This is a genomic window from Methanolobus bombayensis (genome assembly GCF_017873415.1).
In the GTDB taxonomy this organism is placed as follows: domain Archaea; phylum Halobacteriota; class Methanosarcinia; order Methanosarcinales; family Methanosarcinaceae; genus Methanolobus; species Methanolobus bombayensis.
The window spans coordinates 34,831-61,405 of sequence record NZ_JAGGKD010000006.1; the positions used below are offsets into that span (position 1 = coordinate 34,831).

At 40.6% G+C, this 26,575-nt stretch carries 28 protein-coding genes and 1 tRNA gene; 18 read left to right on the forward strand and 11 right to left on the reverse strand.

The window, feature by feature from the left end:
- The first annotated feature begins 112 nt into the window (after window positions 1-112).
- The 3 genes from J2746_RS08570 to J2746_RS08580 all read left to right on the forward strand — a co-directional run bounded on the left by J2746_RS08570 (window position 113) and on the right by J2746_RS08580 (window position 1,422).
- Window positions 113-988 (forward strand): hypothetical protein, encoded by an 876-nt coding sequence (locus J2746_RS08570; protein WP_209619208.1) that lies wholly within the window; start codon window positions 113-115, stop codon window positions 986-988.
- A 96-nt stretch (window positions 989-1,084) separates the two neighbouring features.
- Window positions 1,085-1,158 (forward strand) — tRNA-Lys (locus J2746_RS08575).
- Between the two features lie 93 nt (window positions 1,159-1,251).
- Window positions 1,252-1,422, forward strand: a complete 171-nt coding sequence (locus J2746_RS08580; protein WP_209619211.1) for a ribbon-helix-helix domain-containing protein — start codon at window positions 1,252-1,254, stop codon at window positions 1,420-1,422.
- Between the two features lie 54 nt (window positions 1,423-1,476).
- Here the strand turns inward: J2746_RS08580 and J2746_RS08585 are convergent, their stop codons facing one another.
- The 3 genes from J2746_RS08585 to J2746_RS08595 are packed head-to-tail and all read right to left on the reverse strand — an operon-like array spanning window position 1,477 to window position 3,283.
- Complete coding sequence (locus J2746_RS08585) at window positions 1,477-2,250, reverse strand: sugar phosphate isomerase/epimerase family protein (protein WP_209619213.1); 774 nt, start codon at window positions 2,248-2,250, stop codon at window positions 1,477-1,479.
- A gap of 1 nt (window position 2,251) precedes the next feature.
- On the reverse strand, window positions 2,252-2,695 hold the full coding sequence (locus J2746_RS08590) for an RNA-binding domain-containing protein (protein ID WP_209619216.1): 444 nt from the start codon (window positions 2,693-2,695) through the stop codon (window positions 2,252-2,254).
- 51 nt (window positions 2,696-2,746) lie between these two features.
- A complete protein-coding gene (locus J2746_RS08595) occupies window positions 2,747-3,283 on the reverse strand; it encodes an AAA family ATPase (RefSeq protein WP_209619219.1) in 537 nt (178 codons plus the stop codon).
- 120 nt (window positions 3,284-3,403) lie between these two features.
- Here J2746_RS08595 and dusB point away from each other — a divergent pair, with 120 nt between their 5' ends.
- The 7 genes from dusB (at window position 3,404) to J2746_RS08630 (ending at window position 8,866) form a co-directional block, all read left to right on the forward strand.
- Complete coding sequence (gene dusB, locus J2746_RS08600) at window positions 3,404-4,360, forward strand: tRNA dihydrouridine synthase DusB (protein WP_209619222.1); 957 nt, start codon at window positions 3,404-3,406, stop codon at window positions 4,358-4,360.
- Between the two features lie 264 nt (window positions 4,361-4,624).
- Window positions 4,625-5,173, forward strand: a complete 549-nt coding sequence (locus J2746_RS08605; RefSeq protein ID WP_209619224.1) for a pyruvate ferredoxin oxidoreductase subunit gamma — start codon at window positions 4,625-4,627, stop codon at window positions 5,171-5,173.
- On the forward strand, window positions 5,170-5,430 hold the full coding sequence (gene porD, locus J2746_RS08610) for a pyruvate synthase subunit PorD (protein ID WP_209619227.1): 261 nt from the start codon (window positions 5,170-5,172) through the stop codon (window positions 5,428-5,430). Before J2746_RS08605 ends, porD begins: the two co-directional genes overlap by 4 nt.
- Window positions 5,431-6,645 (forward strand): pyruvate synthase subunit PorA, encoded by a 1,215-nt coding sequence (porA, locus tag J2746_RS08615; RefSeq protein WP_209619241.1) that lies wholly within the window; start codon window positions 5,431-5,433, stop codon window positions 6,643-6,645. It abuts the gene before it with no gap.
- On the forward strand, window positions 6,642-7,514 hold the full coding sequence (gene porB, locus J2746_RS08620; RefSeq protein WP_209619243.1) for a pyruvate synthase subunit PorB: 873 nt from the start codon (window positions 6,642-6,644) through the stop codon (window positions 7,512-7,514). The genes porA and porB overlap by 4 nt, the downstream gene beginning before the upstream one ends.
- A gap of 255 nt (window positions 7,515-7,769) precedes the next feature.
- On the forward strand, window positions 7,770-8,423 hold the full coding sequence (gene nth, locus J2746_RS08625) for an endonuclease III (RefSeq protein ID WP_209619245.1): 654 nt from the start codon (window positions 7,770-7,772) through the stop codon (window positions 8,421-8,423).
- Between the two features lie 158 nt (window positions 8,424-8,581).
- Window positions 8,582-8,866 carry a DUF3303 domain-containing protein gene (locus J2746_RS08630; protein WP_209619247.1) on the forward strand — a complete coding sequence of 95 codons (285 nt, stop codon included), beginning with the start codon at window positions 8,582-8,584 and terminating at the stop codon, window positions 8,864-8,866.
- Window positions 8,867-8,959: 93 nt separating this feature from the next.
- Here J2746_RS08630 and J2746_RS08635 read toward each other — a convergent pair whose 3' ends face one another.
- The 3 genes from J2746_RS08635 to J2746_RS08645 form a co-directional block, all read right to left on the reverse strand.
- Window positions 8,960-9,667: a DNA alkylation repair protein gene (locus J2746_RS08635; protein ID WP_209619250.1), complete on the reverse strand. Its 708-nt coding sequence runs from the start codon at window positions 9,665-9,667 to the stop codon at window positions 8,960-8,962.
- Window positions 9,668-9,796: 129 nt separating this feature from the next.
- Window positions 9,797-9,961, reverse strand: a complete 165-nt coding sequence (locus tag J2746_RS08640; RefSeq protein ID WP_209619252.1) for a hypothetical protein — start codon at window positions 9,959-9,961, stop codon at window positions 9,797-9,799.
- 379 nt (window positions 9,962-10,340) lie between these two features.
- Window positions 10,341-11,546, reverse strand: coding sequence for an aldo/keto reductase (locus J2746_RS08645; protein ID WP_209619254.1), 1,206 nt, complete (start codon window positions 11,544-11,546; stop codon window positions 10,341-10,343).
- Window positions 11,547-11,666: 120 nt separating this feature from the next.
- Here J2746_RS08645 and J2746_RS08650 point away from each other — a divergent pair, with 120 nt between their 5' ends.
- Window positions 11,667-12,368, forward strand: coding sequence for a class I SAM-dependent methyltransferase (locus J2746_RS08650; protein WP_209619256.1), 702 nt, complete (start codon window positions 11,667-11,669; stop codon window positions 12,366-12,368).
- A gap of 15 nt (window positions 12,369-12,383) precedes the next feature.
- Here the strand turns inward: J2746_RS08650 and J2746_RS08655 are convergent, their stop codons facing one another.
- Both J2746_RS08655 and J2746_RS08660 read right to left on the reverse strand, forming a co-directional pair.
- Window positions 12,384-12,839 (reverse strand): phosphate-starvation-inducible PsiE family protein, encoded by a 456-nt coding sequence (locus tag J2746_RS08655; protein ID WP_245250072.1) that lies wholly within the window; start codon window positions 12,837-12,839, stop codon window positions 12,384-12,386.
- Window positions 12,840-12,951: 112 nt separating this feature from the next.
- Window positions 12,952-14,109 carry a baeRF10 domain-containing protein gene (locus J2746_RS08660; RefSeq protein ID WP_209619258.1) on the reverse strand — a complete coding sequence of 386 codons (1,158 nt, stop codon included), beginning with the start codon at window positions 14,107-14,109 and terminating at the stop codon, window positions 12,952-12,954.
- Window positions 14,110-14,539: 430 nt separating this feature from the next.
- Here J2746_RS08660 and epsC point away from each other — a divergent pair, with 430 nt between their 5' ends.
- The 6 genes from epsC (at window position 14,540) to J2746_RS08690 (ending at window position 21,671) form a co-directional block, all read left to right on the forward strand.
- The gene (gene epsC, locus J2746_RS08665; RefSeq protein ID WP_209619260.1) at window positions 14,540-15,502 is read left to right on the forward strand and encodes a serine O-acetyltransferase EpsC; all 963 of its coding nucleotides are present in this window, start codon (window positions 14,540-14,542) and stop codon (window positions 15,500-15,502) included.
- A 22-nt stretch (window positions 15,503-15,524) separates the two neighbouring features.
- Window positions 15,525-16,454: a cysteine synthase A gene (gene cysK / locus J2746_RS08670; RefSeq protein WP_209619767.1), complete on the forward strand. Its 930-nt coding sequence runs from the start codon at window positions 15,525-15,527 to the stop codon at window positions 16,452-16,454.
- Between the two features lie 213 nt (window positions 16,455-16,667).
- Entirely contained in the window at window positions 16,668-17,726 is a 1,059-nt protein-coding gene (locus tag J2746_RS08675; protein WP_209619262.1) for a GNAT family N-acetyltransferase, read from the forward strand.
- Between the two features lie 76 nt (window positions 17,727-17,802).
- Window positions 17,803-18,891 carry a DNA polymerase IV gene (dinB, locus tag J2746_RS08680; protein ID WP_209619275.1) on the forward strand — a complete coding sequence of 363 codons (1,089 nt, stop codon included), beginning with the start codon at window positions 17,803-17,805 and terminating at the stop codon, window positions 18,889-18,891.
- Between the two features lie 8 nt (window positions 18,892-18,899).
- Window positions 18,900-19,754 carry an ion transporter gene (locus J2746_RS08685; RefSeq protein ID WP_209619279.1) on the forward strand — a complete coding sequence of 285 codons (855 nt, stop codon included), beginning with the start codon at window positions 18,900-18,902 and terminating at the stop codon, window positions 19,752-19,754.
- Between the two features lie 360 nt (window positions 19,755-20,114).
- Window positions 20,115-21,671 carry an ATP-binding protein gene (locus J2746_RS08690; protein ID WP_209619282.1) on the forward strand — a complete coding sequence of 519 codons (1,557 nt, stop codon included), beginning with the start codon at window positions 20,115-20,117 and terminating at the stop codon, window positions 21,669-21,671.
- Window positions 21,672-21,710: 39 nt separating this feature from the next.
- Here J2746_RS08690 and J2746_RS08695 read toward each other — a convergent pair whose 3' ends face one another.
- From J2746_RS08695 to J2746_RS08705, 3 genes are all read right to left on the reverse strand, one after another.
- Window positions 21,711-22,505: a ribonuclease HI family protein gene (locus J2746_RS08695; protein WP_209619284.1), complete on the reverse strand. Its 795-nt coding sequence runs from the start codon at window positions 22,503-22,505 to the stop codon at window positions 21,711-21,713.
- A gap of 70 nt (window positions 22,506-22,575) precedes the next feature.
- The gene (locus tag J2746_RS08700) at window positions 22,576-23,205 is read right to left on the reverse strand and encodes a 4Fe-4S binding protein (protein ID WP_209619287.1); all 630 of its coding nucleotides are present in this window, start codon (window positions 23,203-23,205) and stop codon (window positions 22,576-22,578) included.
- A 260-nt stretch (window positions 23,206-23,465) separates the two neighbouring features.
- Window positions 23,466-24,422 carry a CAP domain-containing protein gene (locus tag J2746_RS08705; RefSeq protein WP_209619290.1) on the reverse strand — a complete coding sequence of 319 codons (957 nt, stop codon included), beginning with the start codon at window positions 24,420-24,422 and terminating at the stop codon, window positions 23,466-23,468.
- A 246-nt stretch (window positions 24,423-24,668) separates the two neighbouring features.
- Between J2746_RS08705 and cooS the strand changes: the two genes are divergently transcribed.
- Window positions 24,669-26,573: an anaerobic carbon-monoxide dehydrogenase catalytic subunit gene (gene cooS / locus J2746_RS08710; protein ID WP_209619293.1), complete on the forward strand. Its 1,905-nt coding sequence runs from the start codon at window positions 24,669-24,671 to the stop codon at window positions 26,571-26,573.
- The last annotated feature ends 2 nt before the right edge of the window (window positions 26,574-26,575 follow it).

The window sequence follows — 26,575 nt, forward strand, 5'->3', positions numbered from 1 at the left end:
AATATATTGTTTGGTGCCCAATTTAATTTAAGCAGATGGCAATTAGTGTTTACTCAGATTAATGTATAAAAAATTCTCAAATTGCAAGTCTGAATTTGGGAAGGGGGAAAATATGACCAACGTACCAACTGTAGAAGCAATTTTGGCTTTCATAGCCTTGTTGACCTTCCTTCCTTTTGTGGTGGGGTTTGTTTTTTCCTACATCTTTTTTAGAAATACGAAAATATCATTTTTAGGAGGAATTATTTCACTACCCCTATCCATTTTAATATGGTTCATTATTAATCTACCGATTTTTTTCGATGCACTGTTTGCAGGACTCCTTTCCAGCATATTAATAGGATTTATACTTTACAAATTTAAAAATTGGGAAATATCCACCATAAAATCGAATGTAAAGGGTACATTAAAAGTTTTTAATAGAAGAAATCTTTCTCTTTTGATCATTGCAATTTTAGTGCTAATTTCAATAGTTGTGTATGGTTTAAATCAGGAAAAAGAACTTGAATTCAAAGTAAATGACCCGAAAGGTGATATGAGTTACCGCGAGCTGAATGGGTCAGAATACGAACTTAGAGGATATGACCATATAGATATTACTCGGTTGGAATCAAAAATCGTAGGTGATTCGGTAGTTCTGGAAATGGAGCTTGCCGGAAACGTGTCTGAAAAAAAAGCTGCAGAATATGATTTTTTTATCTATACAACGCGTTATAGTTCCCCTGACACATCAATTTCCCGCAGAGAAATGGAAGAAAATAGCAATATTCTAAGAGGGTATATCCCTTTAAAATCGCTAGAAGGACGCAATATCTTTGTCGTCACAGCAGTTTCTTCAGATTACACCTACAATCCTAATCTTAGTAGAGAAGGAGTTTTTGACAGATGCTCTAAAAAGAGGACATTAGGTGGTTATCTGCAATCAGCAGAATATTTACAGAAAATACTGTTGACACCTTTAGGCAGTACTCTGTACATAGTTAGGTGAAAAATCCCGAGAATATTACATTCCGGCCCTTCTAACCGAAACGTATATATGAAGCCAGTACGTATGGGTGTCTCGCTCAACTGAGCAGAACAACGCGGGCCGGTAGCTTAGCCAGGCAGAGCGACGGACTCTTAATCCGTAGGCCAGGGGTTCAACTCCCTTCCGGCTCGCATTTTACAATCTCTTTTTGACTAATTCTTTGATACTTCTAAAAGATTAAATCCTATCAGATTAATCTATCTTCGTTCTCAAAAGGTGAAACAATGCCAAAAGTGAGTCTTGACATTCCCCAGGAGCTTCTTGAAGACCTCAACAAACATGTCGGAGATAACAAGAAGTTCGTCACACAGGCTGATGCTATAAGAACAGCCGTGCGTAAGATGCTTGACCAGCTCGACGATATCGACCGCAGGCACGGCAGGCTGGAAGAGTAAAAATAAAAAACAGAAATCAAATCCTGTTTTTGTGCTTGGTAATTATTTTAAGATTCAGAGATTCTTCAAATACTCAATACACTGCCTTCCCTCATCGACACTGCCCATCTCCGTGACCATGAGTCCCTTGTAATCGGACAGGCTTTCCATGAGTTTTTTCCAGTTTATATTTCCCTGTCCCAGCGGGAGATGCTCGTCATGTGCTCCGTTGTTATCATGTATATGCATGTGTGAGAGCTTGCTCTTACACTTTTGCACGAACTCATCCAGGAGTCCCATGGTGTTCGCGTGTCCCACATCAAGGGTCATACCCACGTTATCCCTGTCCACCTGTTCAAGTATATCCAGCATCTCATCGGGATAGCGACCGAATATCTTGGGGAAATTAGGCATGTTCTCAACAGCTATTGTAATGCCCATGTCTGCTGAGTGGTCACACAGGATCTGAATAGATTCTATGCATCTATCCCATGCCTTCTCAGGCAGTTTGGAACCGTAAGGTGAAAGATAACCCGGGTGCAGCACGGCCACTTCAACAAGACCTGATGCCATGCTGAGGTAATGCTTCATCTGCATTATGACCTCACCGTGAATTCCTGAATTCAGGCCTGCAAGGTTCATATCTGAGAAGGGTAGATGCATACTCAGTTTCAGGTTCGTGGTCTCTTTGATGTCCCTGACCTTTGGCAGATTCTCTTCTGTAAGGCACTGTGAGCCCTCCTGGACCATCTCCCAGCCTGTGTATCCGACATCTTCAAGATTGTAAGCCCACTTGAAAGGGTCCTCCACAACTGCACGTGATGAAAAACTCAGATTCCTTACATCCATATTAAACATCTCTTATATCCATCTCAAAATCAGGAACTCCATCCTGTGTTGGCGGCGTCAGCCAGTCGAAGAACCTTTGCATTTCCGTTTCATTGTCGGCTGTGACGGTAATATTAATAGAACCAAGAGGTTCTTCCTGTGCAGGATAATTCAGGCGGCCAACAGTTGCTACCTGCTTACTGATGATAAAAGAAGTTGACAGGCCATCTTCTGACAGACCAACATTAAGCCTTGTATGCGATGTATCAATGATCTCTTCCTCTCTAATCTGGAAGTGGACATTCTTCAGCGCATAGATGTCACTCTCACCAGTGAACACTCCGGTATACTCTGAAGTGCCCTGGTAATCAAAATCAATCTCAGGGAAAAGCTGGTCCAGAGCAGAGAATACTTTGTCCTTACTCTCTGTAGGGTTCACGACTGCTGAAACTTTAACTTTTATCATGATAATTTTCCTTCTGATAATTTTGGATAACTCTTCCTTTATATCTGTTCCTTACTGTACAAGTGCCAGAATCCTGTCCCTGAACTCATCAAGAGTGCCATTGTTCTCAACAACAACATCTGCAACTTCCATTGCTTCACCCATTCCCCAGCCAAGTTCACGCTCATCCCTGACCTTAAGTTCACTTATATCCTTCATGTCATCGCTTCTTTTGCGTGCAAGCACACGCTCGAATCTTATTTCCAGTGGAGAATCCACGGACACAAGAGTGAAATCCGAGCCAAACGCCTCTTTGAATCTCTCAACTTCAGGAACGCTGCGAACACCATCAATTCCGATGAAATCCTCATTTGTAGCCTGTATCTTCGGGATACATCTCTTTGCAACAGCATCCCTGCCTTCCTTTTCACGGAGGTCGCTGCCTACACCGCCTGTATTTGCATCGGTCGGCTCAAGTCCCCTGCGGACAACCTCTTCCCTGATAACATCGCCCATATTGATAACAGTGATACCTTCCTGGCGCATAACAGATGCTGCCTCTGATTTGCCCGAGGCCGGCATTCCAACAAAAGCTAAAATCTTAGTCATAAATGAACCTGTCTTCTTTTATTAAGTAAAGATGAGTTTCAAAATGTTAATGAATGGTTTAATAGATTTTTCCATACATTCTACTTATATATTAGTATACCCTTCGATAGGACAATTCCCATGAAAATTGCTAACATCAAGATTCCCGGAAATATCCTGCTTGCACCTATGTCAAATGTGACGAACCTGCCATTTCGTCTCATGTGCAAAAAATACGGTGCATCACTTACATACTCAGAAATGATAAGTTCAGATGCTGTCATATATGAGAACGAGAAGACCATTAACCGTGGAATGAGTTGCGAAGAAGAGCGACCACTTGGAATCCAGATATTTGGTAATTCTCCTGAAATTATGGTAAAGGCGGCTCTTAAGATAGAAGAGATATACCAGCCAGAGATAATCGATGTCAATTTTGGATGTCCTGCAAGACTCCTGACAAAAGACGGCTGCGGATCTGCACTACTTAGGTCACCTGAACTTATTCATGAAATCATTAAAGGCCTTTCAGATAACCTGTCTACTCCTGTGACAGCAAAGATTCGCATTCTTGAAGATATGCAAAAAACCCTGAAAGTAGCTCACCTGATAGAAGAGGCAGGAGCAGATGCGTTAACAGTTCATGGAAGAACAAGACAACAGCAGTATTCAGGAAAAGCCGATCATTCATATGTGAAAAAGATAAAACAGGAACTCTGTATTCCTGTTATTGCCAATGGTGACATCGTTGATGAGAAATCTGCCCGGGAGGTTCTGGACTATACTGAATGTGACGGAATAATGATAGGCAGAGCTGCAATGGGTAATCCTTTCCTTTTCAAAAGGATATTCCACTTTCTTGGAACCGGGGAAATGCTTGATTATAAACCATGCAATCAGAGGATTGCAGACCTCAAAGAGTACTTTGGACTTATGGAAGAATATAACCTGATGCATACAATCAACGTTAAGGCACAAGCACAATGGTTCACCCGTGGAATGAGAAATGGCAGGCATATAAGGAGAAATATTGCAGCTTCCAAAAGTTTAAAATATATTTTTGAAAGTCTTGATGAAATGTGCAGACGTGCCTACTGACACCAATTATACCAAAATGTTTATTTTATATTTATCTGGATTTAATTGAATTGTAATGATTTAACGGTGTAAATTACCGAAAGACTAAATAGTAATTAACCGATTCTACACAATTAAACATTGCATTTAACGTCAGTTGACGAAAAATCTGATGCTTTTTAGTATCAATTTTCGACACCTTACGCGCAATGTTAAAGATAAAACATATGAAACCGGATCAAATTGTTATAGCTATTATTACACATGGTTTATGGAGAATTCTAGATGAAAGAAATACGAATACACGGTCGAGGCGGTCAGGGCTCTGTCACAGCTGCTGAACTTCTGGCCGTTGCTGCTTTTGCAGACGGTAAATTCAGCCAGGCCTTCCCCGCATTTGGAGTAGAAAGAAGGGGAGCACCGGTCCAGGCATTCACAAGGATCAACGATGAACCCATCAGACTCAGAAGCCAGATCTATGAGCCTGACTATGTTATCGTACAGGACCCAACACTTCTAGAGGTTGTAGATGTTGCCAGTGGTCTCAAGGACGATGGTATACTTATCATCAACAGTGACTTTGACGCTGACAAGTTTGACCTTGATACAAAGGCAAAGATAATGACAGTCAATGCAACAAAGATCGCACTGGACATTATAGGCAGACCTATCGTTAACACAGTACTCCTGGGAGCTTTTGCAGGTGCAACAGGCGAGATCCAGCCAGAATCCATTATGGAAGCCGTTAAGGAAAGGTTCCCTGGTAAAGTAGGAGACAGGAATGCTGAAGCTATCAAGGAAGCATACACTATGATGAAGGAGGCTAAGAAATGAAGATTCTTCCAGGTGGAGCCTGCGAGGCAGGCACAACCAGAGTAAACAAGACTGGTGGATGGAGAACTTTTAAGCCGGTTTACGATTACGACAAATGTATTAAATGCAAGTTGTGCGAACTCTTGTGCCCGGACATGGCAGTAAACCCAAGGGATGACGGATACTTTGAATTTGATTATGATTACTGCAAAGGTTGCGGAATCTGTGCAAATGAATGTCCAAAGAGCGCAATTGAAATGGTTCTGGAGGAAAAGTAAATGGCACCGGAAAACAAACTTGACAAAAGCAAGATGGTCGTTGTCGAAGGTTCATACGCTGTTGCACACGCTGTGAAGACCTGCAGACCAAATGTAATTTCAGCATACCCAATAACACCACAGACTCACATTGTTGAGGATCTCTCACAATTCATGGCAGATGGTGAGATACCAAACTGTGAATACATCAATGTGGAATCTGAGTTCTCAGCTCTCTCTGCACTTGTCGGTTCTTCAGCTGCAGGAGCAAGATGTTACTCAGCAACAACCTCACAGGGTCTTGAACTAATGCACGAGGTACTTTTCAATGTATCCGGAATGAGATTACCAGTTGTTATGACCATTGTGAACAGAGCCGTCAGCGCACCTATCAGCATATGGAACGATCAGCAGGATTCCATATCCCAGAGAGATACGGGATGGATACAGCTCTATGCAGAGAACATCCAGGAAATCTCCGATATGACCGCACAAGCATACAAGATATCAGAGGACAAAGATATACTCATGCCTGCAATGACCTGTATGGACGGTTTTATACTTTCACACGTATATGAACCTGTAGTGCTTCTGGAACAGGATCTCACAGATGAATTCCTGCCAGCATACGAACCGGAGAGAATACTTGATCCTAAAAACCCATTGAGCTTTGGTGCATTTGCAGACCCTAATTACTATGCAGAGTTCAGGTACCTGCAGGAACAGGCAATGCAGAAAGCCCTTAAGAAAATAGAGGATGTAGCAAATGAATTCTACGACATATACGGAAGATACTACGGAGGACTTATTGACGAGTATCGGACAGATGACGCAGACATCATCATCATGGCAATGGGATCCATTGTCGGAACCATTAAGGACCTCATTGATAAACTCAGGGACAGGAATGTAAAAGTCGGTCTTCTGAAGGTCAGGGCATTCAGACCATTCCCTGCAGAAGCTATCAAGGAAGTTATAAAGGATTCAAAGGTCATTGTAACACTTGACAAGAATATATCACTTGGTCTGAACGAAGGTGCACTCTGTACCGAAACAAAGTCCGTACTTTACAATTCTGACATAAGAGTACCTGTTATTGGTTACATGATAGGACATGGAGGACGTGACATCAAGGTCGACACAATAGAGAAGATTGTCGATGATGCAGAAGAAGTTATAAAGACTGGTATCAGAATCGAAAGCCAGTTTGCCGACCTGAAGGAGGAACTACTATGAAAAATCTATTTGATTCCGGTCACAGAGGATGTGCAGGTTGCTGTGACGCAATGGCTGCAAAGTTCACACTTATGGGTGCCGGAGAGGATAGTATAGTCATTAATCCTACCGGATGCCTTGAAGTTATGACAACACCTTTCCCGGAGACTTCATGGAATGTACCCTGGATTCACTCACTTTTTGAAAATGCAGCTGCAGTAGGAGCAGGTGTTGAAGCTGCCCTTAAGTCACTTGGAAAAGAGAATACCAAGGTGGTTGTAATGGGTGGAGACGGTGCAACGCTGGATATCGGAATGCGTTCCATCTCCGGAACATTTGAGAGAGGGCATGACCTCACTTATGTTTGTATTGACAACGAAGCTTACATGAACACCGGTGTTCAGAGAAGTGGTGCAACACCATACAATGCTTCAACCACTACAAGTCCTTCAGGAAAGGTCTCATTCGGAAACCCAAGACCAAAGAAGAACATGCCGGCTATCATGGCTGCACACGGTGCTCCATACGTAGCTACAACTTCCATTGGTTTCCCAAAGGACATGATCAAAAAGGTCGCAAAAGCTACTGAGATCGAAGGTCCAACCTACGTCCATGCACATGCTCCATGTACAACCGGATGGGGTTTTGACACATCAAAAACAGTTGAAGTTGCAAAGATGGCAGTCCAGACCGGTCTCTGGCCACTTTATGAAATGGAGGATGGCGAGGTCACAAAGGTCAGGAAGATTGGCAAGAACGTTAAGCCTGTTGAGGATTACCTCAAAATGCAGCGCCGTTTCAAGCACCTATTCACCATGGAAGGTGGCGAGGAAGAGATTGCAAAGATCCAGGCCATCGCTGATAAGAACATTGAAGATTTCGGGCTCTAAACCCGTATCTTTTCTTATTTTTATTTCTCATTTTATTCGTAATCTTTATAACTCAATACTCACTCTTTGTGGGTTCCCATTATGTCTGATCCAGATATATTATGGTAAATAATTATACACTAAGTTGTATTAATAGCAATATATCGAAAAAGATCTATTCTTTGAGAAATATTTTCCCCGTTATTATTTTTAGTTCTAGTGGAAACACTGGGGTTCTCAATAAAGCTAAAAAGTATCATGCCATAATTCATTCTCATGACCATGCAATCTCCTGTTCCGGACAATCGAGATAATTTTGATAATATATTCGAACTTCTGCAAGAAGAATATCCCAATGCAGAACCTATGCTTCATTTCAAGAATCCACTGGAACTACTGGTTGCAACAATTCTCTCCGCCCAGTGTACAGACAAACAGGTAAATAAGGTCACACAGGTTTTATTCAAAAAGTATCAAAACGTAGAAGATTTTGCCAACGCAGATCTCACTGAGCTTGGAAAAGACATCTACACCACTGGATTCTATCGTCAGAAAGCAAAGCACATTATTGGTAGTGCACAGCTCATCCTTACAGATTTTGATGGCAGAGTTCCCGATAATATGGAAGACCTGCTTAAACTTCCTGGTGTTGGCAGAAAAACCGCTAATATTGTCCTGGCCAGAGGGTACAATATTATTGTGGGAATTGCAGTGGACACCCATGTAACAAGATTATCTCAGAAGCTTGGGTTTACGAAGAACAGCGACCCGAAAAAGATAGAGATAGACCTCATGGCTCTTGCTGAAAGAAAAGACCTTGAGAACCTTTCCATGACGTTAATCCTTCACGGTCGAAATGTGTGTATCGCAAGAAGACCGAAGTGTGGGAATTGTGTTGTGAGCGAATTGTGTCCTTCGAGTGAAGTTTGAAATTCTATTTTTATCATTCTTAGTAGAGGTTCCTGTTTTTCAAAATCAGAAAATATTTACTTAAATTATATTTAAATTCTTTTGTTTCTTCAACTAATAAATATGTGGCATGCATATAATAAATTATCAAAAAGAGCAAAATTAAAGGAGGGTGGAAAATGCGATTCATGGATATTATGACGTGGGATCCAAAAGATAACGAGGAAATAGAAAAGCGATATCTTTCATGGGAATACCCAAAAGGCTACAATGTAATAGCAGAGTGGTCTGACGTATCATCATGCAGGGTCTTTATCGTTTATGACCTAGACAATGAAGAAGCATATGCCAGAGCTACATTCCCATGGAGAGATATCTCAAAGCTTGAGACCATTCCTATAATGGAAACAAAAAAAGCTGTTGAGCTCGGTGAAAAGATGATAGCAGAAATGGCACTAGCTTAATTGTTAAAGAAATGAATTACCTGACATTCCTGTCAGGATTCTTTTTTATGATAGAGAAAACGGAATAACTGAGGTTTGAACTTATTTTAGTTACTATTTTTCCATAGCCTTAACTCTCAATTCCTTCGGCATTTTCTCAATAGCATACCTGAGAGCTGTCCGTGGCATAACTTCCTTGTTCACCACCACGTAGTCAAACACTTCCTTCTGGTGCTGCTTGCTCGCTTCCTTGAGCATCCATCCATATCCTTTCTGAACCAGATCATCCTCATCGGTCAGCAATAAATCAGCAATCTCAAAAATATCATCAAGGAAATCTCCTCTGCGGGCTGCTAAAATGAGAGTTACTGCAGCAGCACGCCTGTACCAGCTATTCTCAGATGCAGTCCACTTTTTGAGGGAATCAATATACTGAGGATACATGTCGATGAACATGCCTATAGTATGGTTGCAGAGAGTATCGCATTTCGCCCAGTTGTTGACATAATCCCCGACCCATCTCTCAAACATGGGAAAATCCTCAGGTTCGTATTGCTTTCGCAGGTTGTACGACCATTCGAATGCAATGAACGCTTCCTCCATGTAATCTGAACTGAGGAGTTCTTCGCAAAGAGCAAATATCTCCTGCTTGTTTTTGCCGGATACTTGCTTGTAATAGGTCTTTGCTATTTTTCTGGCAACGGGAGTTTTCATGCCGTAGCACTTTATTGGTTCTTTGAAGAAACGGTTTGAGCTAGCTTTGGCTTCTTCGTCTGAATTTTGTTCAAGGTCATTTCTTAGCAGGGAGATGATAGAATTCATTAAAAGTTTATTATGAGAATTAGAAGATAACGTTAGTGGCTAAGTACAGAACATATAAATGATCAATAGCTATGTTCCGTATCTACAGAAAGCTGCATAATATACACTTAAACAAAGACTAGAAAAAATCTAAAAGAAATTGGGATTGCTGAACAGATACAGCCACAAGCCACCTATTGCCACAGTTTCAACCACGGGAATACCGGTATGAAGGGGATTGGTCATTGCATAAAGGATTAAACCTCCCATAAAACCAATGGCAAGACATGAAAGAACAAGATCTTCGATTTCCATTTTTACACCTGATGAGAACAGACAATAAGCCTCTTTTTTTAACTATTCTATTTATATCAGAACTAGTGAATATGTACAAATAGCATTTATTGTATAAAAGAATTAGCAAATTATCCTCAAATAGAATTTCAGGTTTATTCAATCACAATTCCACCATCATCACGTACCCACACTCTGCCGCACTAAATGTTAAAAAGAATAAATCATGGCTCTGTAGAGATCTTTGAAATACAAATGTAACGTAACTACAATTATCTACATTGGTGCACGATCAGATATTTGCTAAATTCATCTATATTGATTTCACCAGAACTTCTACATAGACAAGTTGTTACATGCAAATAAAGGAAGAAGAAGATGCTCTCAAAATTAAAGCATCTCAGCAACTGTCATCAGAAAATAGCTTCTTTGCAAAGGCCATTCTCTCTTGAAGATCCGGACCTTCAAATTCCTCTGCGACCTTTTCAAGCATGGCAGGTATTGGAATATTCTGAGGACAGGCATCCAGGCACTGACCGCACTGCACACACTGTGAAGCGAAGTTTGTCCCGGCTCCCCTGAGAATTCCACCCAGTTTTGCTGCGTACATCATCTTAAGTCTGTCCTCATCACCGAACATGTGAAGGTTGTTGTATGTATCGAAACATGCAGGGATATCAACATCTTCCGGACATGGCATACAATATCTGCATCCGGTACAGTTAATCGGCATCATTTTTCCATACTTCTCAGCCACTCTTTCCACAAGTTGCAGCTCTTTTTCACTTAATGATTCAGGAAGACCTTCGTCTGCGATCCTCAGATTCTCTTCAACATGTGCAGGTGCACTCATACCTGAAAGAACAACAGTAACTTCAGGGTGGTTCCATACCCATCTCAAAGCCCATTCAACCGGACTGCGTTTTTTTTCGGCAGCATTCCAGATATCCATAACTTCCTGTGGGACAGGATCTGCAAGATTCCCACCACGCAAAGGCTCCATTATAATAACACCAAGACCTTTGGAAGCAGCATATTCAAGGCCTGCTTTTCCTGCCTGAACATTAGTATCAAGGAAATTGTACTGTATCTGACAGAAATCCCAATTATAAGCGTCAACTATCGGTGCAAAATCTTCAGGTGTACCATGATATGAAAAACCTGCATTTATTATACGCCCATCGGCTTTGGCCCTGTCAAGGAACTCAAGTACTCCAAGATCCCTGATGTTTTCCCAGCTGCTGGACACAAGACTGTGTATAAGATAATAATCGATATGATCGGTGTTGAGTTTCTCAAGCTGTGCATTCAGGAACTTATCCATATCCTCTGGTTTTTTAACTATCCACTGAGGTTGCTTTGTAGCAAGCTTCACTTTCTCCCTGTATCCATGTGCAAGTGCCCTGGCAAGGAAAGGCTCACTTTCTCCCATGTGATAAGGCCAGGCTGTATCAACATAATTAACTCCATTATCGATGGAATAGCGAACCATATCAGTTGCAGTCTTCTCATCGATGCTTCCGTCCTCTTTTGTTGGAAGACGCATGGCCCCGAAACCCAGTATTGAAAGTTCATCGCCGTTCTTTGGCATTTTCCTGTATAACATTAAATTTCTCCTCTTAATCTCTAATTTCTGATTGTTTATGATTTAAACTATTCCTTATCCAATACTACACATAGTTTCTGCAAAGGAAATATAAATAAGAAAAATAGTCCAATTTCCTGCATGCCTCCTGCAGAAACCTCAAAAAATAAGACACCTCATCTTCCAGAGGATTATGATACTAAGATATCTGCTGTTCTTCCATATTACAGGACCTTTCATCAGGAAACGATTAATCTTATAAAATCACTTCCTCAAGCACCTACTGTCTGGATGGACACCGGATGCGGTACAGGAACGTTTGTCTCAAAAGCCATCGAACATTTTCCTGATACAAAGTTCCTGATGATTGATCCTTCCGAGGGAATGCTGAAGCACACAAAGAAAAAACTCTCATCATTTTCCAGTGGTAAAGTGAAAATACTTGAAGCATCCACAACTCAGGACTTCACTCAGGAACTCAATGAAAAACCGGATGTCATCACTGCTATCCAGTGCCATCACTATCTTGACATGGAAAACAGGAAAAAAGCAGTAAAGAAATGCTATGAACTGCTGAAAAAAGGAGGATTTTTTATCACTTTCGAGAATATCAACCCTCTTACTGAAGAGGGTATCAGCGTTGGAAAGCGATACTGGGGCGATTTCCAGAGAGTTCATGCAAGAACTGAGGATGAAATAGAGATTCACCTTGAACGATTTGGAACTGAATATTTCCCCATCACAGTTGAGGAACATCTCAAGCTGCTAAGGGAAACCGGATTCAGAACCGTTGAGCTGTTCTGGTATTCTTACATGCAGGCTGGTTTCTACTGCATTAAGTAGTCAAAAAGTGAAACATTATTTTGCTTCACTTTTTTCCTCTGATGTAAACATGGAATCCTGATGTTCAAATGGATGAAACTTAACAGCAATTCCACGTACTATACCCAGAACTAAAAGTAATGCTGCAAATACAAGCAAAGTTTCTGTGTCAAATTCCTGTCCATATATGAGTACGGTTATCTCACGCATGACTATCAGAATGGTCGCATCGGTCACATATGTGAGCCTGATTCTTTCATGGACCTGGTAATCTGCAAAAGCCTTAAAAAAATCAATAAGCACAAAGATTGTCAGTACACTGTATACTACCTGACTGAAACCACCTTTTTTAAGCCATACCAGTCCGATATTCTGGAAAACATTGAACATTCCTACTATTATCGCTAGCAGAAGTATGTACAGGATAACAATTGTCACAATATTGATAACTTTTCTGAATATCCTATCGTGTGTAAACATATTATATGCCATAAACCCAGCCAATTTCATTATAAAATAGAGTTAGTTCATTATATGCATATCATGTATTTCTTTTCTGCCATTGATGATTGTCTTAAAAGACTATATGCAGAAAAATTCCAATTTAGTATCTCAGCAGCGCACCCACAACATCATCGGAATCCAGAAAATCTTCTTTTTCCACAAACTCAACATTTGCACCTGTGCGCTGTGCCAGTTCATAGAGTTCTTCAACCACATCCACAGTTGATGTTGGACCTCCACACCTTTCACATTCTTTCGGAGGTTTAGAATTTGACTGCAGGTTCTGGCATCTTTCACATAGCCAACCCGGAACCGATGAGTCCTTAATTATCAGCAGAGTGTTAACTCTTGCCTGTTCAAGTGACGCTTTTACATCTTCAATTCCATAGACTGCCAGCCCACCTTTGAGGATCTCACTTTTCAGTTCTTCAGCAGCACTTCTTGATTTAGATTTTTCATTTTCCTGCAGCACGGCATCTCCAGCTTCAACCAGTTCATCCTCAGGAATATCAATAGGAACATCAACAACACCCAGAACCTTTTGCTGAACTTCCTGTGGAAGAATTTCCATAAGGTGCTGTTTTGCTTCTCCAGGTCCTGCAAGAACAAAGCCTCTTGTTTGTAACTGGTCACAGGTTCCCTGAACATTATCGGCAACTTCAGAAAGGAAGGATTTGATAGCTCCTTTTCTCAGATGATTGAAACGCATCTGACTCCAACCTCCTTTTTTGTGCTTATTCATCAGGTCGGTTGAGAGGTGTTTTTTCTCCTCTGCAATATCGGAACGTATACATGTGAACCTGGCTTCACGGGAATCCACCAGAAGCACACCGTAGTCTTCATAATCTGCCCTGAGTTTTGCCAGTGGAAGCAGATACGGTGACGTGTCAAGGACAAAGGACTGCTCTGGTTCCACTGCAAGCCTGTAAACATGCAGGAATGATTCTTTTGAGCTTGCAAAAATGATTCTGCCCTTTTCACCTGAGATTGGCTCATCAAAAACAGAGGATTCTGCCATTTCAAAGGTCTTTTCAAATTCAGACCTAAGGTCAGGATCTAAAGCCTTTTTGATGGCACTGAACCTTGAATCTACAAAGATGCGGTTAAGATGCTCATTTTCCCTTCCGGATACAGGCAGGTAAACGGAAAGATAGACATCCTGCTCATCATATATCTCAGCCAGTGCCCTGATATCAATATCCGTAACAGGAGACAACTCTTCACTTATCATCTTATTATGACCTTCAAACGATTGCATAAAATATCTAATATCGAGTTCTATTTAAATTTATTTAGTAGATTTCATTGATAGAAATAGAATCAAAAAGAGGATATAGATATTATTTTAGATTTAGTACATCAAACTGTGGAATTAAGATGAAAATAACCATTTATGACTCTCTACTGGAAATAAAGGGGTCTTAGATTGCTCTACGTCCTAATAGAAGTATTATGCTCACAGATATTAGTATTTATGATGACATGAAAGCAATTCTCTGCTAGTAGCTTCAAAGATTTTAAATGCAATTATATTTAATCATATTATGGGCTTGTTAAAAGTGGGTACTGCTATATGCAGTTATACTTTTGGGATGAAACTTTACGCATAAAAATAGAACTTTAACAGAGAAGGTGTGTTAACGCTGTTAACATTGAAAACAAGAGAATATTGATAAGATGTGACAAATATGGAAAAAACATCAACTGAACAGAGAAGATGCACGATACTGAACTCCATGGTCGATAACATATATAGCCCGGAAATTCCGGAAATAGTAGACCTTGTCGTCAACAGTTGCTCGGACAGAGGATGTTTTGACCACCTGGAAGCTGCTGTAATACCATCCCGGGAAGCACTTATAGAAATTATCGACCTGATAAAAGACATTCTCTTTCCCGGTTATTTCGGAGACCAGACAGTTGACAGAAATACTTTGCCCTATCATCTGGGAAACGAAATAACCGAATTGTTCAGAAAGCTGTCAGAGCAGATCACTAACAGTATTATACATGAGTGCAAGCGCTGCGATGAGGAATGCACTGATTGTATCGACCAGGGACACGAAGAGACATTGCGATTCCTGAGAAAGATACCTGATATAAGATCCATGCTGGCTTCAGATATCATTGCCACATATGAAGGTGATCCTGCAGCCAAGAACTATGATGAGATTATCTTCAGCTATCCGGGAATATTTGCCATGACCGTTTACAGGTCAGCACATGAACTGCACAAACAGGGAATATCAATAATTCCCAGAATAATGACAGAGTATGCTCATAGTGTTGTGGGAATAGACATACATCCAGGTGCAAAGATCGGAAAAGGATTTTTTATTGACCATGGTACTGGTGTTGTTATCGGGGAAACCTGTGAGATAGGGGACAATGTCCGCATCTATCAGGGAGTTACCCTTGGTTCCCTGAGTTTTCCAAAAGATGAATTAGGTAAAATAATCAGGGATCAGAAAAGACATCCTACAATTGAGGATGATGTTATAATCTATTCTAATGCAACCATTCTTGGTGGAGATACCATAATTGGAACAAGATCAGTGATAGGTGGTAATGTATGGATAACAAAATCTGTTCCACCTGATACAAAGGTCATTATCGAAGAACCAAGACTCATTTTCAAGGAGAAAAAATGAACATAATAAGGGAGTTGGTAAAATTCGCATTTATGAGGATATAACAAAAACTGTTGGAAACACGCCACTTGTAAGGCTGAACAAGATAACTGAAGGCTGCCATGCAACTGTAGTCGGCAAGGTTGAATCCTTTAATCCTTTAAGTTCAGTCAAGGACCGTATTGCTCTTAATATGATAGAAACGGCTGAAAATGATGGGATCCTCAAAAAGGATTCTGTAATAATAGAACCAACATCAGGAAACACAGGAATAGGACTTGCGTTTGTCTGTGCTGCTAAAGGATATCGCCTCATCCTCACAATGCCTGAAACCATGAGCATTGAAAGAAGGAAGATACTCAGGATGCTGGGCGCTGAAATCGTTCTCACCCCTGGTAGCAAAGGTATGAACGGAGCCATCAGTGAAGCTGAAGAGATGGCAAAGAAAACTGAGAACTCTTTTGTTCCTCACCAATTTATGAACCCTGCAAATCCAGATATCCATCGCCGTACCACCGCCGAAGAGATATGGAAGGATACGGATGGTAAAATAGATTATCTTGTGGCAGGTGTCGGTACAGGAGGAACGATTACCGGAATCTCTGAAGTTATCAAAGACCGGAAGCCTTCTTTTAAAGCAATAGCTGTTGAACCGGAAGATTCACCTGTAATATCGGGTGGAAATCCCGGACCTCATAAGATACAGGGGATTGGTGCCGGTTTTATCCCTGATGTCCTGAATACTGAAATTATTGACGAGGTTGTAAAAATCAGCAATGAGGATGCTTTTGAAACTGCAAGACAGATGGCAAAAAAGGAAGGAATACTTGTTGGAATCTCATGTGGTGCAGCTCTTCACGCAGCCCTGGAACTTGCCAGGAGGGAAGAGAATATCGGAAAAATGATAGTTGTGATATTGCCGGATACCGGTGAGAGATATCTTAGTACAGCACTTGCTGAATTTGATGAATAAAATCAGAAACAACTTTTCACTTAAGAGATTTGTAGCTGTTCTTGAATCTTTTATCATCATTTTTTTATTTTAATCCAAAACCTATATATCCAATCAAATTCAATTTTTATTTGGGAGTAGTAGAATTCAAAACCTGTGACACGGAGTTATGACTCTGTTTTTCCGGGTTTCCTTGTTATTGGAATATCTGATAAAAGATACCGGAGTGATTGCATGGTCAATATAAGACCTTTTAGGGAAGAGGACAACGATACCCTGTTGGACATTGAAAGGCTATGTCCTCAGGGAAATGAAGAATGTGCAATAATCATTGACAAGGGACCGGATATAACAGCAAGATATGAGATTTATGACAACTGGGAGATCCGTGTCGCAGAGAAGAATGCCGCCGCTGTGGGGTGGATAGGGTGGACAATAAAACAAGGATTGGATGAACCATATCTTTACATTGTAGAAGTTATGGTTCATCCTGGCCACAAAGATCTGGGAATTGAAGTCGAACTTATAGGGGAAGCAGAAAAAGCTGCATCTGAAATAAAGGCTTCTTATATCTATTGTTATGCTTATGAACCAAATGAAGAGTTCATCGATCTTTTTGAAAAACTGGGCTACATGAAGGAGAAAACCATACAGGCCATTTCAATTTCAGCTTATAAAAAGGAAAAGATAGAAAGCGGATATGAAATTGAGAGAATAAATCCTGATGATATCCATGAAACCATCAAGCTGATCAATAGCTATTACCATGGAAATGCTCAATTCTACCCATTTACCACAGAGAAATTCAGGGACTATACTGAAAGAATACTTGGATACGGTCTTGAGAATTTCATTGTGGCAAAATGGAAAGGATATATTGTCGCATGCGCAGGTTTCTGGGACTGCTCGGTCCTTATGGAAGTCACATACACAAAAGAACCGATGATGTGGAAGATCATGGCAAATGCATATGGAATACTCAGACACTTGGCCAGGATGCCGGATATTCCATCGGAAGGCGAGGTGTGCAAATTGCATTCGATTGTTGATTTCGCATTTGAACAGGACCACAGTCTTGCAATGGAAGAGATAATTGACTACTTCAATAACCTGATGTTCGATACAAACTGCAAGTTCTTCGGAGCATACATCGATCCTGATGATCCGATCCATGGAATAATGAAGAAGTTCAAGCCCATGTATGAGAATCTATACCTCTACGCAAAACCAATCTCAGGAAAAGTGCCTGATCTTAGCCGGACATACGTAGATTGCAGAGATACTATACTATAAATATGAATCCTCTAATTCATTTTTCAATCAATTTTTCAGTTAACCATAAAAGGCTCCTGAACATTCTTACTCAGTAATGGAACGTGTGATAATTCATGTGGACATGGACTACTTCTATGCTGCAATAGAAGAGAGAGAAGACCCGGCACTCAAAGGGAAGGCTGTTGTTGTCTGCATGTATTCCAACCGTGGCGAATCAGGTGGAGCTGTAAGCACATCTAATTACATTGCAAGGGATGCCGGAATACGTTCTGCAATGCCATGTAAACTTGCAATATCCAAAAAGCCTGATGCTGTTTTTCTTCCAGTACGCAAAGCCTTTTATGAAGAGGTTTCTGAAAATGTGATGGAGATCCTCAGATCTAATGCAGACAGCGAGGAAGCTTTTGAAAAGATAAGCATTGATGAGGCTTTTCTGGAGATCACCGAATCCTGCAACGGTGATTATGATATTGCAAAGGAGATCGGTCTGAGGATAAAAGAAGAAGTGAAACTCAAGGAAAGAATAACCTGCTCAGTTGGCATCGGTCCCAACAAACTAATTGCCAAAATGGCATCTTCTTTCCGCAAGCCCGATGGAATAACTGTAATAAGACAGGAAGAAACTGAGGATTTTCTTAAATCGATGCCTGTGAAGAAATTATGGGGAATCGGCAAGGTAACTGAGGATAAGCTGGCTGAAATGGAAATCACAACTGTTGAAGAACTGGCAGCTTTTGATGTTATGGAACTTATTTCTGTTTTTGGAAAAAAGAAAGGTATGTGGCTGAAAAAAGCTGCATCAGGTCAGGATGACAGTCCAGTGAAGGAGAGAACTGCAAGTGACCAGATAGGCAGGATGGCATCACTAAAAAATGACAGCAGGAACGAGAATATGATATTTTCGTTGCTTGATGAGCTTATGGAGGATGTAATCGGCAAAGTCAAAAAAAGGAAAGTATCATTCCGTTCTGTAACAGTAACCGTTATATTCTCAAATTTTAAAACTTCAACAAAAAGCAAAACCTTCAACCATGCTGTGAACGACAGGGAAATCCTTGATGAAAATGCTGTGGAACTGATGAAACAGTTCCTTGAAGAAAGCACTATTAACTTCAGACGCATCGGCGTGAGGGTTGGAAACCTGCAGGAAAGCACAGGACAAAAGAGCCTTTTTGATTTCTGAGGATTACAATGGCTGTATATGAGGAAAAATATTCAGAGAACAAGCCGGATGAAAATAACTGGAAAAGCCATCTCTACGAAATTATATTTGAGGCTGACACTCCTGCCGGGAAGAATTTCGATATAGTCCTGATAGTGAGCATCCTCCTGAGTGTACTTGTTGTCATGATAGACAGCGTAAAATCATTAAGACTTGCACACGGTGACCTGCTCCATGATATAGAATGGTTCTTCACCATACTTTTTACAATTGAATATGTTCTTCGAATGATTTGCGTCAAAAGCAAGACCAGATATGCAACCAGCATTTTAGGGATAATTGACCTGCTGGCCATCATGCCTACATACCTGAGCCTCTTCCTTCCGGGAAGCCAGTTCCTTCTGGTTATCAGGATACTCAGAGTGCTGAGAATATTCCGTATACTCAAACTTGTGAAATACCTGAACGAAGCTGAGCTGCTGATAACCGCATTAAAAGCAAGCAGCAGGAAAATTACTGTTTTCCTGTTTACGGTACTCACACTTGTTGTGATCCTTGGTTCCCTGATGTATCTTATAGAGGGAGAAGAGAACGGTTTTACCAGCATACCCATGAGCATTCACTGGGCTATTGTTACACTTACAACAGTTGGTTATGGTGACATTGTACCGAAAACACCGCTTGGGATTGCGCTTTCTTCAGTTGTCATGATAATTGGTTACAGCATAATTGCTGTTCCAACAGGTATTGTAACAGCCGAGATAAGTTTTGCTTCAATTGAAGACAGGGAAAAGAAAAGACCAAGGAATGTATGCAATAATTGTGGAAATGATAGAAACGATAGCGACGCCCTATTTTGTAAGCATTGTGGAACAAAATTATAAGATAAATATCAGATATTGACTTTATAGTAAATATATGAGATTGGATATATTACGACTTTATAATATTATTGAGTCTCTGCACATAGATTTTGTGCATAATTTTTTAGAAGTATATGAATAATGAGGTGATATATCACACTCATGCTCATCATCATATACGCACATCCCGGATACATATAAATAGCAGAATTCTAGACAGTTTTCATCGTGATTTGGTCTTATAACATTATACTAGTAATATAATGTTCCAATAACAAGCTAACCGTGCCCGAATCACAATAATTGAAAGTCATCCGGAGGATTCACATTTCAATCTGTGACACAAAAAACGATGAGCTGAACAATATTAAGCTCAGTATCTTGAAAAAAACCCTGTCATCGGTACAGGACCTCATAGTCGTAATAGACCGGGATATGAGGATTGTAACCAGTAACTGGAAGAATTGTGATTCTGTACCTGCAAATGTAAAAATGGGACATCCTTTATGCTATAGTTGCCTCATGAAACAGGTAAAACCCTGTGAATCATGCCGTTTACTTGAAGTTTTTGCTACCGGTGAATGCTGTAAATTCGAGATTGAAGATCCTCTTGACAACAAAACAAAACTCATTGAGCTTTCTCCGCTTTTTGATGATGATGGTAGCGTCTCCATGGTAGTAAGACACGCAAAAGACATCAGTGATTGTAAAACCATTGAGAATACCCTGAAAATGAGAGAAAAACAACAGGCAGTAGTTGCAAAACTCGGACAGGAAGGACTTGCAGGAGCAGATCTTGATGAGCTCATGCAGGAATCTGTGAGACTTGTGACAGATACCCTTGGTGTTGAATACTGCCGTATCATGAAAAAAGAAAAAGATAGTGCTGTTATGGTTGCAGGCGTTGGATGGGAAAAAGATGACAACAGCAAAAAAGAGAGCGAAAACAGCAAGAATGACATTGTTTGCTATACTTTGTATTCAGATACCGAAGAAGACTCACTTATACGGGAAAACAGATCACAGGATAAATTCAACGGATTGTCACTGCTAAAAGAGCATGGTATCGTCAGCGGAATGGATGTTACTATCGGCAGCAGAGAAGATCCTTACGGTGTTATGAACGTACACACTACTCAAAAAAGAGTATTTACTAAAGATGACATGCACTTCATGCAATCTGTGGCTAATGTACTTGCAGAGGCTCTGAGCAGGAAAGAAGCTGAAGAAAATCTCAAAAGATATGCAAACCAGCTTGAGGATGCAAATCACCTTAAAGTACTTTTCACAGATATACTTACACACGATCTTCTAAATCCTGCGAACATAATACGTGGCTTTACCGAAGAGCTGATAATTATCGAAGATGAGGACAGCAAGCAGAATCTGCTCGACAAGATACATAAGAACAATGAAAGAATGATCTATATGATCGAATCAGCTTCAAAGTTCATAAAACTGGAATCTGTCGATGATATCAAGTTTGAAGAGCAGGACTTTTTACCTGTACTGGAAAAAGTTGTCAGGAATCTCAGTTCTGAAATGAATAAAAAGGATATCCATTTTGACATGAAGGCAACAGGACCTTATCCCTCATTCATCAACCCTATCATAGAAGAAGTGTTCCTTAACATGCTTTCCAATGCTATCAAATTCACACCTCCGAAAGGAAGAATATCAATAGTCATATCAGATGCCATGGACAAATGGAAAGTACAGGTCACTGACAACGGACCGGGTATCAATAATAGTGACAAGGAAATGATATTCGAACGTTTCAGACGGGCAGAAAAAGGAAGCATAAAAGGAAGCGGACTTGGACTTGCAATCGCAAAAAGAATAGTGGAACTTCACGGCGGAGAAATTGGAGTAGAAAACAATTCAATTGGCCATGGAAGTGTTTTCTGGTTCACAATCAGAAAAGCTTCATGCTTATGATCAGGTAAATCTGAAGCTCCGATAAATATTAATTTTTGATTATTTTTTTCTCTTTTTACTGAGTTCAATATCAACTTTGACCTTCCTGATAGCAAGGTCTGTAGCAAGCCCTCTCAGCATCCACCTTAGTGCTGAAGCTTGCTGACTTGAATTTTTGGGGAATTCCTTTCTAACAACAGACGAAGCTTTTGGACCTGCTTCCTTCTGTAAAGTCTCAAGTTTTTTTCTTGAAAATGAGTCAAATCCTCCAACCTTAAGTTGTGCAAAGGACTTAAAACCAGGTGATGGAGAAGTATTAAGTTCATTTATCTTAAGTCTTAGTTTTGAAGAAACAGAAGATGAGTTCACATCCGCAACGAACTTTCTATTCTCAGGTTTTACAGAACTTCCTTTTGAAGTCTTTGAATCAGATTTTGATAGTTTGCTGCGTCTGGATTCAGGCAACGCAAGTCTGTCAGCAATACTGTTCTGCTCCCTGGGAACCCATGTGAATTTGACCTTCAGATTATGTTTTTTGATTATGGAATCAGTTTCTTCTTTTATCTTTGCAAGGTTCTGGTTATTTACTTTCCATTTTCCTGACATCTGGCTAATTACAAGTTTGCTGTCACCGCAGACCTGGAGAGGACCTTTTCCTCCGAGTTTGAGGTAATTCTTTATACCTTCCTTAAGGGCTGTATACTCGGCAACGTTATTAGTATTGGATTTTGAAGGTTTCTTTTCTTTGCTTCCTTCAGTTGGTTTTTTTCCACTGCTCCAGTTGATTATCCATCCAAATCCCATTATTCCTCCGGGATTCGGGTCGCATGAGCCGTCAAAGTTCAGTGTATCCATATTTAGTTTCCAAGGTTGGTCATTGCTTTTGTATCTGCCGGGATATAATAAAAGAGAAAAAGAAAAAGAATCATGCACCTTTTGCGGATTTTTTAAAACTCAGTGCATCCTTCGGGCAGACATCAATGCATCTTCCGCATTTTATACAATCAGGATTGTGTGTTATTTCCACGATATTCAGGTGCATTGGACATACCTTTTCACATTTATGACACTTTATGCACTTATCAATATCAACCTGGAGTGGATATTTGTTTACTCCCACTATGCTTTGCAGTGTACCCATCGGGCAGAAAGTACACCATGTTCTTGGAGCAATTGTAATTCCCAGAATAACTGCAATTGAAGATGTGGTCAGACACATTATTACAAGCACCATGCCTATCTGATTCACAAGTCCATGGGTATTCATGAATCTGTAGCCCATAAAGACTATCATGAATATGAAAAGAGGAACTCTTATCCAATAGCTTTTGAGAAACTTGGGTATCTTTCTTTTTTCTGAGACTTTGCCTACCCAGAAATCCATGAAGCTTCCCCTGGGACAGAGATTCCCACAGAACCAGCGGCCTCGGAATGGAGCTATTAAAAATATGGCACCAAAAACCAGCAGCATGAAGTAACCAAGCAGAGGGAACCATAATCCTGCTATTGAAACGATGATAACAAGTGGTCCCATATAGGGAGTTATCTTTAACATGATTTCACCTTTATTCTATTTTTAGATTCATGTTTTATTAATCATTGTTGACTTCAAATAAGTGAAAACAGAGTATTGACTATATTTAGTAGAAGTCCTACTTTTCTGGAAATTATATGAAGTAATTCTGATATTTGATCCGGGTTCCAGGTTCCTTTAATTAATGAACCCTATAAAAGCGAAAGTGCAGATTTCACTGCACTATTATTATTTTAATATGTTTTACTGCATTGTACAGCTAGGAATTGCCGAATTACTAATCAGTCTTCATACACTCCTGCAAACTCCACGAAATCATCAAAATCAACATTGCCGTCATCATCAAAATCGAATATTGGAGAATAGTTCCAATCACTTGATGTTGATTCATATACTTCGGCAAATTCTACAAAATCATCAAAATCAACATCCATATCGCCGTCAAAATCACCTTTCATGTTTTCGGAAGCTTCCACTTCCAGCGACCAGCTTACAGAATCATTTTCACTGGAACCGGTGACAGTTACTTCAATATCGTGCTCACCTGCTGAAGCTGATTTCATACTATAGTAGGATCTGGTCACATCTTCTTCTGTTTTGACAATACTTCCATCAACTGACCAGGTGGCATCACATACATCATTTGTTCGTATGGTGAAAAACATATCAGCACTATCAGAAACGATATTTCTTGATGCAGGTTCAAATGAGCTTATTGAAAGTGTAATTTCCGGAACCACTGCATCAGGATTCCAGCCAAAATCCTGTGTGTACATAGCAGTATTTGAGTATGAAGAATATTCACCTACCCATATACCGATGCCTATCTCATTGTAGCTGGAGCTCAGTATGTTTGCCCTGTGACCGGGTGAATTCATGAGATTCTCGTGAGCCTTCACAACATCAGGAGGATAGTTCATGGCAATGTTCTCTCCAATGCGGTAGATGACATAACCTGAATCCCTTATCCTTTCCGAAAAAAGTGTGCCATCAAAAGAATCATGTGAAAAATAGTCGTTTTCGATCATATCTCTACTGTGTTCCCTTGCAACCTGAGTAAGTATAGGATTGATATTTAATGGTTCAAGACCAAGGTCGTTCCTTTCTTCATTTATAAGATCAAGCATCTGCTGTTCCTGTTCTGCATACGTATCTGCTGCGGATACGATAGATGTAAAACAGGACAGAATTAGGATAAATACAAAGAAATATCCTGAAAAATAATACGTTTTATTCATTCTATATCCCTCGTAGGAACTTTTAGGGAATTGTTCCCAAAGAGGGAAGGCATTTTCTATATTATATACATTCTTATATAATAAGTTATAAAAGATAATTATGTCTTCCGGATTTTAAAATATAAAAAAATACATACTGATCTGAAAATGTTAGCCGAAAAGATATCTTCCAAAGACTTTTTATCTGCTGTCCTCACCATATATAGTATGGATCTTTAGATCCGAACTTAATAATGGGGAATTAATGTGGAAGATGACAGAATATCGTATCATGATTCAGTGCGTACAGTATATAAAAGGATAAAAGAAGACGGTATGACCAACATATGGGACCGCTATGAAGCTCAGGGAATGGGTAGTAGTCCGGACAGGAGATGTACCTTCTGCCAGGGAGGCATGCGTTGCGACCTTTGTTCCAATGGTCCCTGCCGTGGAGACGCATCAAAGGATAAAAGGGGAGTTTGCGGCATAACTGCCGATGGAATGGCCATGAGAATGATGCTTTTACGCAACGTCATGGGCGCTTCGACCTACCAGTATCACACCAACCAGACAATAAAGACACTTCGAGCAACAGCAAAAGGCGAGACTCCTTTTAAGATAACCGAAGAGGAAAAACTTAGAAATTTCGCCGGAAGACTGGGGATAGATTCCAGTGGAAATATAGGAGATGTTGCCCTGAAACTCTGTGACTTTGTAGAAGAAGATTTTACAAGGGAATACGGACAGCCAAGTAAGATCGTGGAAATGCTTGCTCCAGAGGAAAGACAGGTTTTATGGAAGGAGACAGGAATCTTTCCAGGAGGAATCCAGACAGAGATCCTCAGGTCAACAAGTTCATCCCTTACAAACGTAGATGGAGATTACGTCAGTCTCGCACTGAAAGCCATGAAACTCGGAGTGGCAATGGCTTACCAGAGCCAGATAGTCAATGAGTACTGCCAAGACATCATATTCGGATTACCCAAACCTCACAACATGAGAGTGGACCTTGGAGTCCTTGACCCTGATTACGTGAATATTCTGCCAAACGGACATGAGCCTTTCCTGGGATTTGCTATGGTCCAGCTTGCAAGAAAAGCGGAGTGGCAGGATAAGGCCAAGAAAGTTGGAGCCAAAGGTCTCAGAATTATTGCCAATATTGAGACCGGACAGGAAATGATCCAGCGCTGGGAGATGGATGATGCTTTCTATGGCTTCACCGGTAACTGGATCATGCAGGAGGCTGTTCTTGCAAGCGGTTGTGTTGATGTTTTTGTTGCGGACATGAATTGTTCTATGCCGATAGACCCGATGTACGCTGAAAAATATAAATTCAAACTTATCCCTGTAAGCGATCTTGTTTCATTTGAAGGAGTCAGCGAACGTCTTGAATATATTCCTGAAAAAGCCAGTGAACAGGCGGCAAAACTACTCCAGATGGGTATTGATAATTTCAAAGAGCGTAGTTCAAGTGTTAAACCAGTTACCGGGCTGCCGGTGAATGAGGCTGTTGTGGGGTTCTCAACTGAGAGTATACTGGAGGCTCTTGGAGGAAAACTTGATCCGCTTCTGGATGCCATCAAAGACGGAACCCTGCGTGGAGTAGCGGGACTTGTTTCCTGTACAACCTTAAGAGATACAGGTCAGGATAGTCACAGTATTGCCGTTGCAAAAGAACTTATTAAAAATGATATACTGGTGCTTTCCATGGGATGTGGAAACGCAGCCATGCAGGTTGGAGGACTCTGCAGTCCCGAAGCAAAAGAACTTGCAGGACCCGGACTTAAGGCAATCTGTGAAGCACTTGGAATTCCTCCGGTACTCAGTTACGGAACCTGTACCGATACGGGCAGGATCGCTGATCTGATAGCTGCTGTGTCTGCAGCTCTGGGTGATGTCGCGGTACCCGATCTGCCAGTTGTTGCCACTGCACCTGAGTATATGGAACAGAAAGCAACGATAGATGCAGTATTTGCACTGGCATTCGGACTTTATACACACGTAAATCCTGTTCCAACAGTAACAGGAGCACCGAATCTTGTAAAGCTCCTCACCGAGGACTGTAAAGATGTCACAGGCGGTGTGATGAATGTGGAAACAGATGCTGTAAAAGCAGTGGAACTCATGCTTGAACACATTGAGAACAACCGTAAGAAGCTTGGAATCTAAAA

Excerpts from the sequence above, each read along its gene's own strand:
- J2746_RS08570 (WP_209619208.1), top strand. The coding sequence starts at position 113 with ATGACCAACGTACCAACTGTAGAAGCAATTTTGGCTTTCATAGCCTTG.
- J2746_RS08580 (WP_209619211.1), top strand. The coding sequence starts at position 1,252 with ATGCCAAAAGTGAGTCTTGACATTCCCCAGGAGCTTCTTGAAGACCTC.
- J2746_RS08585 (WP_209619213.1), bottom strand. The coding sequence starts at position 2,250 with ATGGATGTAAGGAATCTGAGTTTTTCATCACGTGCAGTTGTGGAGGAC.
- J2746_RS08590 (WP_209619216.1), bottom strand. The coding sequence starts at position 2,695 with ATGATAAAAGTTAAAGTTTCAGCAGTCGTGAACCCTACAGAGAGTAAG.
- J2746_RS08595 (WP_209619219.1), bottom strand. The coding sequence starts at position 3,283 with ATGACTAAGATTTTAGCTTTTGTTGGAATGCCGGCCTCGGGCAAATCA.
- dusB (WP_209619222.1), top strand. The coding sequence starts at position 3,404 with ATGAAAATTGCTAACATCAAGATTCCCGGAAATATCCTGCTTGCACCT.
- J2746_RS08605 (WP_209619224.1), top strand. The coding sequence starts at position 4,625 with ATGAAAGAAATACGAATACACGGTCGAGGCGGTCAGGGCTCTGTCACA.
- porD (WP_209619227.1), top strand. The coding sequence starts at position 5,170 with ATGAAGATTCTTCCAGGTGGAGCCTGCGAGGCAGGCACAACCAGAGTA.
- porA (WP_209619241.1), top strand. The coding sequence starts at position 5,431 with ATGGCACCGGAAAACAAACTTGACAAAAGCAAGATGGTCGTTGTCGAA.
- porB (WP_209619243.1), top strand. The coding sequence starts at position 6,642 with ATGAAAAATCTATTTGATTCCGGTCACAGAGGATGTGCAGGTTGCTGT.
- nth (WP_209619245.1), top strand. The coding sequence starts at position 7,770 with ATGACCATGCAATCTCCTGTTCCGGACAATCGAGATAATTTTGATAAT.
- J2746_RS08630 (WP_209619247.1), top strand. The coding sequence starts at position 8,582 with ATGCGATTCATGGATATTATGACGTGGGATCCAAAAGATAACGAGGAA.
- J2746_RS08635 (WP_209619250.1), bottom strand. The coding sequence starts at position 9,667 with ATGAATTCTATCATCTCCCTGCTAAGAAATGACCTTGAACAAAATTCA.
- J2746_RS08640 (WP_209619252.1), bottom strand. The coding sequence starts at position 9,961 with ATGGAAATCGAAGATCTTGTTCTTTCATGTCTTGCCATTGGTTTTATG.
- J2746_RS08645 (WP_209619254.1), bottom strand. The coding sequence starts at position 11,546 with ATGTTATACAGGAAAATGCCAAAGAACGGCGATGAACTTTCAATACTG.
- J2746_RS08650 (WP_209619256.1), top strand. The coding sequence starts at position 11,667 with ATGCCTCCTGCAGAAACCTCAAAAAATAAGACACCTCATCTTCCAGAG.
- J2746_RS08655 (WP_245250072.1), bottom strand. The coding sequence starts at position 12,839 with ATGGCATATAATATGTTTACACACGATAGGATATTCAGAAAAGTTATC.
- J2746_RS08660 (WP_209619258.1), bottom strand. The coding sequence starts at position 14,109 with ATGCAATCGTTTGAAGGTCATAATAAGATGATAAGTGAAGAGTTGTCT.
- epsC (WP_209619260.1), top strand. The coding sequence starts at position 14,540 with ATGGAAAAAACATCAACTGAACAGAGAAGATGCACGATACTGAACTCC.
- J2746_RS08675 (WP_209619262.1), top strand. The coding sequence starts at position 16,668 with ATGGTCAATATAAGACCTTTTAGGGAAGAGGACAACGATACCCTGTTG.
- dinB (WP_209619275.1), top strand. The coding sequence starts at position 17,803 with ATGGAACGTGTGATAATTCATGTGGACATGGACTACTTCTATGCTGCA.
- J2746_RS08685 (WP_209619279.1), top strand. The coding sequence starts at position 18,900 with ATGGCTGTATATGAGGAAAAATATTCAGAGAACAAGCCGGATGAAAAT.
- J2746_RS08695 (WP_209619284.1), bottom strand. The coding sequence starts at position 22,505 with ATGGATACACTGAACTTTGACGGCTCATGCGACCCGAATCCCGGAGGA.
- J2746_RS08700 (WP_209619287.1), bottom strand. The coding sequence starts at position 23,205 with ATGTTAAAGATAACTCCCTATATGGGACCACTTGTTATCATCGTTTCA.
- J2746_RS08705 (WP_209619290.1), bottom strand. The coding sequence starts at position 24,422 with ATGAATAAAACGTATTATTTTTCAGGATATTTCTTTGTATTTATCCTA.